This is a genomic window from Pseudoalteromonas phenolica, assembly GCF_044788725.1.
Lineage (GTDB): Bacteria > Pseudomonadota > Gammaproteobacteria > Enterobacterales > Alteromonadaceae > Pseudoalteromonas > Pseudoalteromonas phenolica_C.
In genome coordinates, this window is the sequence record NZ_CP173161.1 from 24,087 (window position 1) to 38,750 (window position 14,664).

Consider the following 14,664-nt stretch of genomic DNA (forward strand, 5'->3'; position numbering starts at 1 on the left):
ATGTTGTCAGGTTAAATTAAGAACGAGCCGCTAAACGTGCTTCTTTTTCAAGCTTTGCACGAATACGTTGACGCTTTAATGGCGACAAGTAATCAATAAATAACTTACCCATTAGGTGATCTAGTTCATGCTGTGTACAAATAGCTAATAGGCCATCTGCATCGTAAGTGTATTCTTCACCGTTCTCATTTAACGCTTTTACCGTGACTTGTTCAGCACGGTCTACTTTAGCGTAAGATTGAGGCACAGACAGACAGCCTTCTTCACTAATTGTCGAGCCTTCTTTGGCGATGATCTCAGGGTTGATTAACACTAAAGGTTCATTACCTTCTTCTGATACATCGATCACCACAATGCGTTTGTGGATGTTAACTTGTGTCGCTGCTAAACCAATGCCGTTTTCGTCATACATGGTTTCAAGCATGTCTTTAACAATTTGACGGATTTCATCGTTTACTTCGGCCACAGGCGCTGCAACTGTGCGTAAACGCTCATCTGGGAATCTTAATACTTCTAACTTAGCCATGGTTACCTTTTACTATTGAGCTATATATGCATTCGTGTATGCTTTCATTTTAGCCATTCACGTTTCCCTTTTACAGGTTTTGGTTGATAATATCGAAAAATAACTCAAGGAAGCTTTAATGAAATATACCATTGCTGCGTTAATGCTCTCTGTTGGCGCTCAATTTTCGGCTGTTGCTGATGTTTTAAGGTTGAAAGCCGATGCACCGCAACAATATGTGGTGAAAAAAGGAGATACCTTGTGGGACATTTCGACCATGTATCTAAACACGCCTTGGCGTTGGCCAGAATTGTGGCAGTGGAACCCACAAATTGACGACCCTGATTTAATCTATCCCGGCGATGTTTTGGCGCTGCAATACGATGCCCAAGGTAACCCGCGATTAGTGTTAAAAAAAGGGGTGAAGAGATTGTCACCGCGTTCACGTGTCGTGGTGCAAAAAAATACCGCTATTCCTACTTTACCATTAGCTATGATAGAGCCGTTTTTACGCTTCGACCAAGCCATTGGTGCCGACGACCTAGATGGTAAGCCGATTGTGTTGGGCTCAAACCGCAACGTATTGCGCAATACTCAAGGCCAGTTGCTATATGTAAAAGGCAATCTTAACCCATCTGCGAACTACGGTATTTATCGTCGCGGTGAGGCGTACATAGATCCGGAAAATGGCGAAACTCTAGCATATGAGTCGCGTCTAGTGGGTACGGCTCGGGTGTTGTTTGGCGGTGATATTGAAGCGGGCCATCCGGCAAAAGTAGAGATTGAAACAGTTCGCCAAGAAATCAAAACCAATGATGTACTGATGCCGATTAATGTTGATCAAAGCTTTTCAGCACAATTTAATATGACTCGTCCAACCGAATCGATTGATGGCTCGATTATTTCGAGTGATAACCAAATGCGAGAATTCGGCTCTACTGCTATTGTGGTATTAAACCGTGGCCGTGACGATAATCTTAAAGAAGGCCATATTCTTGATATTAACAAACAGTCACCTACAGTTATTGAAGGCAAACATGGTCCGCGCTACGTTGAAGACGCCAACAAGCTAGAAAAGTTTATCACTGGCTTTAGAGAAATGTTTGGTACTGAAAACGACGAAGACAGTGTGGTGTGGACTATGCCAAAAGAAAAAGTCGGTGAGCTGATGGTATTCAAAGTTTACGATAATATTAGTTATGCGATGGTGACACGCTCTCAACAGCCAATCAGAGTGGGAGATACCATTAGCGCCAATTAAGCGAAAGCTTAAAATGATAAGATACTCTAAGGAGGGAGTATGGTAACACTTTCACTGTTACAAGGACTGATACTGTATTTAACTAAAGGGCTGGGCAGTGCAACGCTCTCAGCCATAGAAAGTAAATTGAGCCTGACTGAATTATTCGACTCTCCTTTAGATGAACTGATCGAAATAGGTATAAATCCCGCCATCGCTGAGCAAATCGTTCACCCTGATTTAAAACGTATTGAGCAACTCCAGAAATTTTGTGAACAACACAATATTCAAATTATCCATACAGAACATACTGCTTACCCAAGCTTACTGAAACAAACCGGTCATGCGCCTTTAATCCTTTTTTGCAAAGGTAATATCGAGTTACTGAATGAGCCGCAAATTGCCATTGTGGGAAGTCGTAACGCAACACCGCCTGGGTTGGAGTGTGCCTCTGAGTTTGCCTATCAATTAACGCGTTCAGGTATAACGGTTACCTCTGGCATGGCTATGGGCATAGATGGCGCGGCACATAAAGGGGCGCTCGCAGGTAACGGCAATACCATTGCGGTGCTAGGTACGGGTGTCGATGTGGTATACCCCAAACGACACAACTATTTGTATCAACAATTGGCAGAGCAAGGGCTTGTTGTGAGTGAGTTTTTGCCGGGAACTGTGGCAAACCAACATCATTTTCCGAGGCGAAACAGAATCATATCGGGGCTGTCGCTAGGTACCTTAATTGTTGAAGCAGAAATAAAAAGCGGCTCTTTAGTTACAGCTAAATATGCGCTTGAGCAAAATAGAGAGGTCTTTGCTATACCCGGTTCTATCCGAAACCCGCTCGCGGCTGGATGTCATCACCTAATCAAGCAAGGTGCAAAGTTGGTAGAAAGCGTGGCAGATATTTTAGAAGATGTGAGCTTTTTGCCAAATAACGGTCTATATAATATAGAAAGGGCAGAAAATGCCCCAATAGAAGATTGTGAGGAGAATTGCCCTGTATTAAAGAGTCTTGGTTTTGAAGCGGCCAGTGTCGACGTCATAACCCATAGAACTCAATGGCCAGTAGAGAAAGTATTAGCACGACTGCTGGATCTCGAACTCGAAGATAAAGTCGCCCGCACTGCGGAAGGCTACATAAAATTAGCGAGGGGTTAATGATGTTTGATATTTTAATGTACTTATTTGAGAACTATATCCACTCTGAATCGGATATTTTTGTTGAACAAAACGAATTAACTGACGAGCTATTACGTGCTGGTTTTAATCAAGATGAGATTTACAAAGCCTTGGATTGGCTGGAGCAATTAGCAGATTTACAACATAGCGATGAAATTCCTTATTTAAATGCGACGGCCGATAAAGCCATTCGTATTTATACCGAAGAAGAGTGCCAACTGCTGGATGTTGAAAGCCGTGGCTTTTTAATGTTTGTCGAGCAAGTTGGTGTGATTGATAGCACAACACGTGAAATGGTTATCGACCGATTAATGGCCCTTGAAAAGGCCGAGATCAGCCTTGATGATTTAAAGTGGGTGATCCTAATGGTGCTCTTTAATGTGCCAGGTAAAGAGCAGGCCTATGCGCAAATGGAAGACCTGATCTTCGATGAACCAACAGGGTACTTACACTAGAAATGCTTTTATTGATGCACAATACTTGACCCTAACTTTAGCACGGTTATATTAGGCGCAATTTCAAGCCGAGCTAAGTGGGGTCATGTATGAGTAAGATTGATCATTCTTTATTTAATGCTGATAAACATGCATTAGAAAAAGAATATGAGATTTGTCCTGAGTGTGGTTCTGAGCTAGTAATAAAACACAGCAAAAATGGGCCATTCTTAGGTTGTGCCAGTTACCCCGCTTGTAATTATATTCGCTCGCTTGCGCAACACGATAATCACGACATTAAAGTGCTCGACGACTCACCTTGTCCTGAATGTGGTGAACCTTTGGTTATTCGCAATGGCCGATACGGTATGTTCATCGGATGTACTGGATACCCTGCTTGTCATTTTATTGTGCATGAAGACGAACCCGAAGAAGAAGGGTTACCAAACTGCCCCAAGTGCAAAAAGGGGAAGCTGGTTGTTCGAAACAATAAATTCGGTAAACAATTTTACTCCTGTGATGCCTACCCAAGTTGTAAGTACAGTTTGAATCAACACCCAGTCGATGAAACCTGCCCACAATGTGGTTGGGGGGTGATGGTTGAGAAATCTCGTGGCGATAAAGCTGTGCTACAATGCCCGCAGAAATCCTGCCAACATAAAGTAGAGAAATCATAGTGAGTCATGAACAACAAACCAGCAAGGATACACCTGAAGCGGTATTGCGTGCTGGTGGTGTAATTTGTTATCCAACAGAAGCGGTTTATGGCCTTGGCTGTGATCCCGATAATCACAGTGCCGTGCAGCGTATTTTGGCGTTAAAGCAAAGAGCGGAAGAGAAAGGGCTGATTTTAATTGCCGATAACTTTGCTCAGCTTTTACCTTATGTTGATGACAGCAAAATCCCTATGGATAAACGCGCTGAGATTTTTTCTTCGTGGCCAGCTGCTATTACTTGGGCTTTGCCTGCTAAGGCTTCAACCCCCAAATGGTTAACCGGTGCTCATTCGACAATTGCGGTACGCGTTAGTGCGCACCCTGTGGTGAAGCAACTCTGTCAGCAGTTTGGTAAGCCGTTAGTGTCGACCAGTGCAAACATTGCAGGGCAACAGCCAGAAGCAACACTAGACAAAGTAAAAGCGGTATTTAACGATCAAATCGACTTTTATGTTGAAGGGGCACTTGGTGGTGAAACCAAACCAAGTCAAATTAAAGATGCCTTTACCACACAGCTAATTAGAGAGTAAGCATGTCAAAAGTAAATTTAGAAACAGTCAAAGCCTTCTTATTACAACTACAAGACACAATTTGTGCAGGTCTAGAACAAGCTGATGGTAAAGCGACATTTGTTGAAGATGCATGGGAAAGAGCGGAAGGCGGTGGTGGTCGTACCCGTGTTATTCGTGATGGTGACGTAATCGAGCAGGGCGGTGTTAACTACTCTCATGTGTTTGGTGCGTCAATGCCCGCTTCGGCAACAGCACATCGCCCGGAATTAGCGGGTCGTAGCTTCCATGCCTGTGGTGTGTCTTTGGTTATTCACCCTAAAAATCCACATATTCCAACGAGTCATGCCAATGTGCGCTTTTTCATTGCCGAAAAAGAAGGCGAAGCACCTATTTGGTGGTTTGGCGGTGGTTTCGATTTAACGCCTTTCTATCCTGTATTAGAAGACGTTAAACACTGGCACCAAGTCGCAAAAGACTTATGCGACCCATTTGGTGATACTGTTTATAACGATTATAAAAAGTGGTGTGACGAATATTTTTACTTAAAACACCGTGGTGAAACCCGTGGTGTAGGTGGTTTATTCTTTGATGATCTCAATGAGTGGGGGTTTGAGAAGAGCTTCGACTTCATGCAAGCGGTGGGGAATGGGTTCTTAGATGCCTACTTACCAATCATTGAAAAACGTAAAAATACGCCAACCAATGATGCACAGCGTCAATTCCAGCTTTATCGCCGTGGTCGCTATGTTGAATTTAACCTAGTGTGGGACCGTGGTACCTTGTTTGGCTTACAAACAGGCGGTCGCACAGAGTCAATTTTAATGTCGATGCCACCATTAGCACGTTGGGAGTATGACTTCACGCCAGAAGCCGACTCACTAGAAGCCGACTTATATGAATCTTATTTGAAGCCAAGAGACTGGTTGAGTCTTTAACTTCATATAATAGGTAGAAAAACGGCGCTCAGTTGAGCGCCGTTTTTGTATAAAGAAGGTTATTATTAATCGACTTTAAAGCTGCGCACTTGCTCATCTAAAGAGCGCGCGAGAGTCAGGAGTTCTTCACTGACCTGCTTACTGCGGTGTGCATCTTTTAAGGATTCTTCCGCGTTATCACGAATGCCAATGACACTGCGATTTATTTCTTCTGCCGCCAAGTTTTGTTGCTCTGTGGCGTCGGCGATCTGTACGTTTAAGTCATTTATCTCATGCATCTGATTTGAAATATCTTTTAATGCCTGCGCGACTTTTTTCACTTGCAAGGCTCTATCATCCGCTTCTTCACAAGATGCACTCATCGCTTGAACGGTTTGCGCCGCTTCGCTTTGCAGTTTTTCAATGGTGCGTTTTATTTCATCCGTAGAGTCATGAGTACGAGTGGCTAGCGTTCTTACTTCATCGGCAACCACTGCAAAGCCTCGACCCGCTTCTCCTGCTCGAGCCGCTTCGATTGCTGCGTTAAGCGCTAGCAGGTTAGTTTGCTCGGCGATACTGCTGATCACTTCAAGCACCTTACCCACTTCAAGGGTTTGGTTTTGTAGTTGACTCACTTGCTCTGCAGCTTGGCGAACATCCTGCGCAAGTTGATTAATACTGGCTTCTGTGTGCTCTGCAACGGCCATGCTTTCTTCTGCTAGGTGATTACTTGAATCCGACTTCTCTGAGGCAAAGTGTGTGGTGTTTTTGACTTCGCTTGATGAGCTCTCTAATTCATTAATCGCAGCAGCAACTGAATCAGTGCCTTGCTTTTGCGCCAAAATGGCTTGCTCTGTGGTATCTGCTGAGTTGTAAATACTCTCTGCCGAGCGAATAAGCACATGAGAGGAGTGAGAGACTTGCGCCATATTCTCTTTAAATGCGGTCATCATTTTATTGAAGTTCGTCGCTAATCGACCGAGCTCGTCGTCAATATCATCATCAATGCGCAGACTTAAATCTTTATTCTGTGTAGCAAGGCGCATGGTTCGGCCAAGGGTTTTTAGACGCACAATAAATAGTTTTCTAAATAGCACGCCTAAAATGACAAAGGCTGAGATAAAAATGGCCGACAATAACCCTGTGCTTAACCAAGTATTGCTGGTTACCGTGTTATCTATATCTTCTAGTGAGTAACTGATGCGAACAACCCCTAATACATCGCCTTCTTTGGCCATGTGGCAACCTAAGCAGTTTGTACCTTTATAGTCACTACTGGCGATCATTGGCCGCAGGTAAGTCATAACGCGCTTGTCATCACGTTGTTCAATGACTAAGGTTTCTTTGCCTTTTAAAGCAGCTCTTTCAGGATCACTTGAAGGCGCCTGATTTGAATTACCTGGTCCATAAAGTTTATTGATTTGTTCGCTACGAATGATATGGGCGTCTTCGATGCTAGGGTGAGCACGCAGTTTCTCGCTGAGTATTTCGCGGTTGGCCATAGTGCCTGTCAGCATCATGGTATTAATAGAATCAAAATAGTTATCAGCTAATAACTTGATATTCTCTGCAACGGTCTCTTGAGCAAGTTTTTGTTGCTGATCTGAGCTACTCCAAATACTGGCAATGAGTACAAGTACGCCCGTTATCGCTAAAAGTGCATAAATTTTATGTTGTATCGATTTCACAGTAATCATTCAATCTCACTCATATATTATTCCATTATGCAGCTTTTAGAGATAAGGAGGCTTGATTCAGCGCAAATGAGCCACAGCTAATTTAACAATTGATTAATAGTTTAGTCCTTATTTATCATGTGTGTAGCTAATTGCTCGAAAGATTTTCTTAGTCCCACTCTTAGCAACGGATTATCCACCTCGATTTCGAGTGCTTTATTCATGCAAAACATCCACTGATCTCTTAAGTCTTTATCTATCGAAAAAGGCATATGGCGTTTTCGCAACATAGGGTGCCCGTATTTCTCAACAAATAGGTCAGGGCCTCCTAACCAACCAGATAGAAATTCGAAAAAGACTAAGCGTATTCGGTCTAAAGGCTGTGGGTGCATGTCATATAGCGGTTTCGCGTATTCTTCTTCTGCCATTACATCGTAAAAGCGATCTGCTAAGGCTTTAACACCTGCTTCCCCACCTAAAATTTCATAAGGTGATTTTTCCACTGTAGGGGTCTCGTGCATATTACTCTCTTGTTCTTTACTTGCATCTTTGTTGAAGATGCGTTTAATTAGCTGCTTCATAAACTATTCACTGGGCTTATTTAATGGGTAAATTCGCGGTATTTGGTAATCCGATAAAACATTCTAAATCGCCACAAATCCATAGGCAATTTGCAGAGCAGTTTTCAACGCAAATAGATTATCAAACTTTGCTGGCGCCATTAGATGAATTCGAAGCATTCACACAAGACTTTTTTACAAACAAAGCGGGCGAGGGAGCCAATGTCACCTTGCCTTTTAAAGAGCGTGCGTTTGAGCTTGTGGATGAGCTCACAGAAAGAGCACAGTTAGCGGGAGCTGTGAATACCATTAAGAAGTTAGATGATGGTCGATTACTTGGTGATAACACCGATGGTGCTGGGTTAGTGGCTGACTTAATTCGTAATGAATGCAAACTAGATGGCGCATCTGTACTACTGATTGGTGCGGGTGGTGCAGCAAGAGGATGTATTTATCCTTTATTACAAGCTGGGGTGAAAGACATCACGATTGCGAATCGCACCCAAGAGAAAGCTGAGTTATTGGCTGAGCAGTTTTTTGCTTATGGTCATGTGAAAGGGGTTGGCCTAGACGAGGTAACCAGTTCTACTTATGAAGTGGTGATTAACTCGACATCATCGAGTGTGACCGGTGAACTTCCAAATATATCGGAGACTGTTTTTACACAATGTCATCTTGCCTACGATATGTTTTATAGCAATGAACAAACTAGCTTCTTAAAATGGGTGGCGTCTATTAACTCAAATACCAAGTTAGTAGATGGCATTGGTATGCTAATAGGGCAGGCTGCAGAAGCTTATTATCTTTGGCAAGGCGATATGCCCGAATTAACACCAGTAATAAATACATTTGCTAAGGGTTAACATGAATCAAGCAATCTTATTTAATGATGATGCGAGTTTTAATGCGACTCAGCAAAGAATAGAGTTTACTGCGATGAATTCTGGTTTAATCATTCGTTGCTGTGTTGCATTCGAAGGCGAAGAGGTAACAGCACTTGCCCACTTTGCAGAGCATCAATTTGATTATGAAATGCAAGCTGAGGCGCTTATCGAAGAAGAAAGCTACTCAGCAGAAGGGGAAGTATTACTTAGCCGAGTCTGACTCTGCTAAGTAATCATCTTTTAACTCAACATAATTGAGCGCTGATATTTTCAAGAAGGCTAACTCTGAATCAGTTAACGGACGAGCTTGTTTCACCGGGCTACCTACATATAAATAGCCTGATTCAAGTTTCTTATTAGGTGGTACTAATGCACCGCCACCGATGATGACATCATCTTCGACAATCGCATTGTCCATCACGATAGCGCCCATACCCACTAATATACGGTTACCAAGCTTACAGCCATGCAGCATTACCTTATGGCCGACTGTCACATCATCACCAATAATAAGTGGGTAACCATCAGGGTTGTTTGCGCTCTTGCGCGTTAAGTGAAGTACGCTACCATCTTGTATATTAGTGCGCTCACCGATCTGTATATAGTTAACATCTCCTCGCGCTGCAACTAGAGGCCAGACGCTACTATCTTCACCAATAGTGATATCACCGACTAAAACGGCTGATTCATCAACATAGACGGATTTTTCTAATTTAGGATAGATCCCTTTATAACTTCTTATCATTTGTGTAGAGCCCCGAGTTTTATTGAGATGTTATTTATGCTTTGTAATTAGTGTAGAGTCAAAGCGAGCAATTTACCATGGCTTAAAAATAGCAGTTAACACTCAGAAGTGACCAAAATTACAGCGTTAAAGTATCAAAAATAGGCGTTTCGTTTAAAATGCACGCGAACAGTCAGTTTTTTGCATTTTTCTTTAAAAAAGGGGTTGCGTAATTTTCTGCTCTCCCTATAATGCGACCCCACTGACACGGGGCGAGACGCTGAAAAGCAAATCAAAACGATGTCGAGTCAAATAAAACTTAATCTTAAAAAACTTTTTAAAATTAAGTGTTGACATAAAAAGTGAAGTCGTTATTATGGCGCTCCACTTCGCAGCAAGGCTGCGGTAACTCATCGAGTTACAATGTTCTTTAAAAATATGAAGCAATCATCTGTGTGGGCACTCGTGCAGGTTGAGTTCTAACAGCTCTTGATTCAGGAGCAAAAAAATTAGAGTCTCAAATGTAACTGAGTGACTTCATAGTCAATTCGATTCGAAAGAATCAAAATCAGAATTCATTGAGCGTGGTTTGAAGTTTACTTCGAACAAAACACTTTTAATTGAAGAGTTTGATCATGGCTCAGATTGAACGCTGGCGGCAGGCCTAACACATGCAAGTCGAGCGGTAGCATTTCTAGCTTGCTAGAAGATGACGAGCGGCGGACGGGTGAGTAATGCTTGGGAATATGCCTTAGGGTGGGGGACAACAGTTGGAAACGACTGCTAATACCGCATAACGTCTACGGACCAAAGGGGGCTTCGGCTCTCGCCCTTAGATTAGCCCAAGTGGGATTAGCTAGTTGGTGAGGTAATGGCTCACCAAGGCGACGATCCCTAGCTGGTTTGAGAGGATGATCAGCCACACTGGAACTGAGACACGGTCCAGACTCCTACGGGAGGCAGCAGTGGGGAATATTGCACAATGGGCGCAAGCCTGATGCAGCCATGCCGCGTGTGTGAAGAAGGCCTTAGGGTTGTAAAGCACTTTCAGTAAGGAGGAAAGGTTAGTAGTTAATACCTGCTAGCTGTGACGTTACTTACAGAAGAAGCACCGGCTAACTCCGTGCCAGCAGCCGCGGTAATACGGAGGGTGCGAGCGTTAATCGGAATTACTGGGCGTAAAGCGTACGCAGGCGGTTTGTTAAGCGAGATGTGAAAGCCCCGGGCTCAACCTGGGAACTGCATTTCGAACTGGCAAACTAGAGTATGATAGAGGGTGGTAGAATTTCAGGTGTAGCGGTGAAATGCGTAGAGATCTGAAGGAATACCGATGGCGAAGGCAGCCACCTGGGTCAATACTGACGCTCATGTACGAAAGCGTGGGGAGCAAACGGGATTAGATACCCCGGTAGTCCACGCCGTAAACGATGTCTACTAGGAGCTGGGGTCTTCGGACAACTTTTCCAAAGCTAACGCATTAAGTAGACCGCCTGGGGAGTACGGCCGCAAGGTTAAAACTCAAATGAATTGACGGGGGCCCGCACAAGCGGTGGAGCATGTGGTTTAATTCGATGCAACGCGAAGAACCTTACCTACACTTGACATACAGAGAACTTACCAGAGATGGTTTGGTGCCTTCGGGAACTCTGATACAGGTGCTGCATGGCTGTCGTCAGCTCGTGTTGTGAGATGTTGGGTTAAGTCCCGCAACGAGCGCAACCCCTATCCTTAGTTGCCAGCGATTCGGTCGGGAACTCTAAGGAGACTGCCGGTGATAAACCGGAGGAAGGTGGGGACGACGTCAAGTCATCATGGCCCTTACGTGTAGGGCTACACACGTGCTACAATGGCGCATACAGAGTGCTGCAAGCTCGCGAGAGTTAGCGAATCACTTAAAGTGCGTCGTAGTCCGGATTGGAGTCTGCAACTCGACTCCATGAAGTCGGAATCGCTAGTAATCGCGGATCAGAATGCCGCGGTGAATACGTTCCCGGGCCTTGTACACACCGCCCGTCACACCATGGGAGTGGGTTGCTCCAGAAGTAGGTAGCTTAACCTTAGGGAGGGCGCTTACCACGGAGTGATTCATGACTGGGGTGAAGTCGTAACAAGGTAGCCCTAGGGGAACCTGGGGCTGGATCACCTCCTTAACGATTTAGAACAGATTTGTTCGTAGTGTCCACACAGATGATTGTTAGTTAGCTTTATAGCTAATTAATATTGCTCTTTAAAAATTTGGAAAAGCTGATAATTAATTCTTTTAGAAGAAATTCTAAAAAGAGTTTTCAAAAGTAAAACAATGCCGATAAACATTTAATTGTTTATTAGCGTCTACTTTAGTATTCAATATTAACTTCTGGCGAAGTTAAAACTGTCTTTGACACATACACCTCAAAGTAATAAACCACTTCGGGTTGTATGGTTAAGTGACTAAGCGTACACGGTGGATGCCTTGGCAGTTGGAGGCGATGAAGGACGTACTAACTTGCGATAAGCCTAGTCAAGCCAGTAAGAGGCGCTTGAGACTAGGATTTCCGAATGGGGAAACCCACCTGTTTACAGGTATCGTTAACTGAATACATAGGTTAACGAGGCGAACGCGGAGAACTGAAACATCTAAGTACCCGTAGGAAAAGAAATCAACCGAGATTCCGAAAGTAGCGGCGAGCGAAATCGGACTAGCCCTTAAGCTTTAGTGTAGTTAGTGGAACATTCTGGAAAGTTTGACGACACAGGGTGACAGTCCCGTACACAAAAACTTATCTAAAGTGAAATCGAGTAGGTCGGAGCACGTGAAACTTTGACTGAATATAGGTGGACCATCATCTAAGGCTAAATACTCCCAACTGACCGATAGTGAACCAGTACCGTGAGGGAAAGGCGAAAAGAACCCCTGTGAGGGGAGTGAAATAGAACCTGAAACCGTGTACGTACAAGCAGTAGGAGCCCTTCGAGGGTGACTGCGTACCTTTTGTATAATGGGTCAGCGACTTATATTTTGTAGCGAGGTTAACCGTTTAGGGTAGCCGTAGCGAAAGCGAGTCTTAACTGGGCGTTGAGTTGCAAGGTATAGACCCGAAACCCGGTGATCTAGCCATGGGCAGGTTGAAGGTTGAGTAACATCAACTGGAGGACCGAACCCACTAACGTTGAAAAGTTAGGGGATGACCTGTGGCTTGGAGTGAAAGGCTAATCAAACCGGGAGATAGCTGGTTCTCCCCGAAATCTATTTAGGTAGAGCCTCGGACGAATACTTACGGGGGTAGAGCACTGTTAAGGCTAGGGGGTCATCCCGACTTACCAACCCTTTGCAAACTCCGAATACCGTAAAGTAATATCCGGGAGACACACGGTGGGTGCTAACGTCCATCGTGGAGAGGGAAACAACCCAGACCGTCAGCTAAGGTCCCAAAGTGTATGTTAAGTGGGAAACGATGTGGGAAGGCTAAAACAGCTAGGAGGTTGGCTTAGAAGCAGCCATCCTTTAAAGAAAGCGTAATAGCTCACTAGTCGAGTCGGCCTGCGCGGAAGATGTAACGGGGCTAAACATACCACCGAAGCTACGGCTGCATACATTAGTATGCGGGGTAGGGGAGCGTTCTGTAAGCGGCTGAAGCTCAATTGTAAAGTTGGGTGGACGTATCAGAAGTGCGAATGCTGACATGAGTAACGATAATGCGGGTGAAAAACCCGCACGCCGGAAGACCAAGGGTTCCTATCCCATGTTAATCAGGGTAGGGTAAGTCGACCCCTAAGGCGAGGCTGAAGAGCGTAGTCGATGGGAAACGGGTTAATATTCCCGTACTTGGAATAATTGCGATGGGGGGACGGAGCAGGCTAATCAAGCATGGCGTTGGTTGTCCATGTGAAAGGCTGTAGGCTGGTGACTTAGGAAAATCCGGGTCGCTAAGGCTGAGAGTCGAGACGAGCCACTACGGTGGTGAAGTTGATGATGCCCTACTTCCAGGAAAAGCCTCTAAGCTTCAGATTATTTCGAATCGTACCCCAAACCGACACAGGTGGTCAGGTAGAGAATACTAAGGCGCTTGAGAGAACTCGGGTGAAGGAACTAGGCAAAATTGTACCGTAACTTCGGGAGAAGGTACGCTGTTGTTGGTGATGAGACTTGCTCTTTAAGCTGACGACAGCCGCAGTGACCAGGTGGCTGGGACTGTTTATTAAAAACACAGCACTGTGCAAAATCGTAAGATGACGTATACGGTGTGACACCTGCCCGGTGCCGGAAGGTTAATTGATGGGGTTAGTCTTCGGACGAAGCTCTTGATCGAAGCCCCGGTAAACGGCGGCCGTAACTATAACGGTCCTAAGGTAGCGAAATTCCTTGTCGGGTAAGTTCCGACCTGCACGAATGGTGTAACCATGGCCACGCTGTCTCCACCCGAGACTCAGTGAAATTGAAATCGCAGTGAAGATGCTGTGTACCCGCGGCTAGACGGAAAGACCCCGTGAACCTTTACTACAGCTTGGCACTGAACATTGAGCCTACATGTGTAGGATAGGTGGGAGGCTTTGAAGTGGCGACGCCAGTTGTCATGGAGCCATCCTTGAAATACCACCCTTGTATGTTTGATGTTCTAACATAGGCCCCTAATCGGGGTTGTGGACAGTGCCTGGTGGGTAGTTTGACTGGGGCGGTCTCCTCCCAAAGAGTAACGGAGGAGCACGAAGGTTGGCTAAGTACGGTCGGACATCGTACGGTTAGTGTAATGGTAGAAGCCAGCTTAACTGCGAGACAGACACGTCGAGCAGGTACGAAAGTAGGTCATAGTGATCCGGTGGTTCTGAATGGAAGGGCCATCGCTCAACGGATAAAAGGTACTCCGGGGATAACAGGCTGATACCGCCCAAGAGTTCATATCGACGGCGGTGTTTGGCACCTCGATGTCGGCTCATCACATCCTGGGGCTGAAGTCGGTCCCAAGGGTATGGCTGTTCGCCATTTAAAGTGGTACGCGAGCTGGGTTTAGAACGTCGTGAGACAGTTCGGTCCCTATCTGCCGTGGGCGTTTGAGAATTGAGAGGGGCTGCTCCTAGTACGAGAGGACCGGAGTGGACGAACCGCTGGTGTTCGGGTTGTGATGCCAATTGCATTGCCCGGTAGCTACGTTCGGAATCGATAACCGCTGAAAGCATCTAAGCGGGAAGCGAGCCTCGAGATGAGTTCTCACTTTAACTTTAAGTTAACTGAAGGGCCGTTGGAGACTACAACGTTGATAGGCTGGGTGTGGAAGTGTAGTGATACATTAAGCTAACCAGTACTAATTACCCGTGAGGCTTAACCATACAACGCCAAAGTGGT

The 14,664-nt window shown here is 45.0% G+C and carries 12 protein-coding genes and 2 rRNA genes; 10 read left to right on the forward strand and 4 right to left on the reverse strand.

The window, feature by feature from the left end; all coding sequences use genetic code 11:
* Positions 1–16: 16 nt before the first annotated feature.
* A complete protein-coding gene (gene def, locus ACH784_RS00095; RefSeq protein WP_404392460.1) occupies positions 17–526 on the reverse strand; it encodes a peptide deformylase in 510 nt (169 codons plus the stop codon).
* A gap of 118 nt (positions 527–644) precedes the next feature.
* On the opposite strand from def, the gene ACH784_RS00100 reads away from it, so the two are divergent.
* From ACH784_RS00100 to hemF, 6 genes are all read left to right on the forward strand, one after another.
* The gene (locus tag ACH784_RS00100; protein WP_404392462.1) at positions 645–1,766 is read left to right on the forward strand and encodes a LysM peptidoglycan-binding domain-containing protein; all 1,122 of its coding nucleotides are present in this window, start codon (positions 645–647) and stop codon (positions 1,764–1,766) included.
* Positions 1,767–1,805: 39 nt separating this feature from the next.
* A complete protein-coding gene (dprA, locus tag ACH784_RS00105) occupies positions 1,806–2,903 on the forward strand; it encodes a DNA-processing protein DprA (protein ID WP_404392464.1) in 1,098 nt (365 codons plus the stop codon).
* Between the two features lie 2 nt (positions 2,904–2,905).
* On the forward strand, positions 2,906–3,379 hold the full coding sequence (locus tag ACH784_RS00110; RefSeq protein ID WP_404395310.1) for a DUF494 family protein: 474 nt from the start codon (positions 2,906–2,908) through the stop codon (positions 3,377–3,379).
* Positions 3,380–3,468: 89 nt separating this feature from the next.
* Complete coding sequence (locus tag ACH784_RS00115; protein WP_404392466.1) at positions 3,469–4,035, forward strand: topoisomerase DNA-binding C4 zinc finger domain-containing protein; 567 nt, start codon at positions 3,469–3,471, stop codon at positions 4,033–4,035.
* Complete coding sequence (locus tag ACH784_RS00120; protein ID WP_404392468.1) at positions 4,035–4,604, forward strand: Sua5/YciO/YrdC/YwlC family protein; 570 nt, start codon at positions 4,035–4,037, stop codon at positions 4,602–4,604. Before ACH784_RS00115 ends, ACH784_RS00120 begins: the two co-directional genes overlap by 1 nt.
* 2 nt (positions 4,605–4,606) lie before the next feature.
* Entirely contained in the window at positions 4,607–5,521 is a 915-nt protein-coding gene (hemF, locus tag ACH784_RS00125) for an oxygen-dependent coproporphyrinogen oxidase (RefSeq protein WP_404392470.1), read from the forward strand.
* Between the two features lie 65 nt (positions 5,522–5,586).
* Here the strand turns inward: hemF and ACH784_RS00130 are convergent, their stop codons facing one another.
* Positions 5,587–7,197: a methyl-accepting chemotaxis protein gene (locus ACH784_RS00130; RefSeq protein WP_404392472.1), complete on the reverse strand. Its 1,611-nt coding sequence runs from the start codon at positions 7,195–7,197 to the stop codon at positions 5,587–5,589.
* 101 nt (positions 7,198–7,298) lie between these two features.
* Positions 7,299–7,757, reverse strand: a complete 459-nt coding sequence (locus ACH784_RS00135; protein ID WP_058028310.1) for a group II truncated hemoglobin — start codon at positions 7,755–7,757, stop codon at positions 7,299–7,301.
* A gap of 23 nt (positions 7,758–7,780) precedes the next feature.
* Here ACH784_RS00135 and aroE point away from each other — a divergent pair, with 23 nt between their 5' ends.
* Positions 7,781–8,599 (forward strand): shikimate dehydrogenase, encoded by an 819-nt coding sequence (aroE, locus tag ACH784_RS00140; RefSeq protein WP_404392474.1) that lies wholly within the window; start codon positions 7,781–7,783, stop codon positions 8,597–8,599.
* A 1-nt stretch (position 8,600) separates the two neighbouring features.
* A complete protein-coding gene (locus ACH784_RS00145; protein WP_404392476.1) occupies positions 8,601–8,840 on the forward strand; it encodes a DUF1488 family protein in 240 nt (79 codons plus the stop codon).
* On the opposite strand, the gene ACH784_RS00150 is transcribed toward ACH784_RS00145, so the two are convergent.
* Positions 8,823–9,365, reverse strand: coding sequence for a gamma carbonic anhydrase family protein (locus ACH784_RS00150; RefSeq protein WP_404392478.1), 543 nt, complete (start codon positions 9,363–9,365; stop codon positions 8,823–8,825). The two genes, ACH784_RS00145 and ACH784_RS00150, sit on opposite strands and share 18 nt — an antisense overlap.
* Positions 9,366–9,961: 596 nt before the next feature.
* Here ACH784_RS00150 and ACH784_RS00155 point away from each other — a divergent pair.
* A 16S ribosomal RNA gene (locus tag ACH784_RS00155) occupies positions 9,962–11,494 on the forward strand.
* Between the two features lie 270 nt (positions 11,495–11,764).
* A 23S ribosomal RNA gene (locus ACH784_RS00160) occupies positions 11,765–14,648 on the forward strand.
* Together the 16S and 23S rRNA genes form the textbook arrangement of a ribosomal RNA operon.
* The last annotated feature ends 16 nt before the right edge of the window (positions 14,649–14,664 follow it).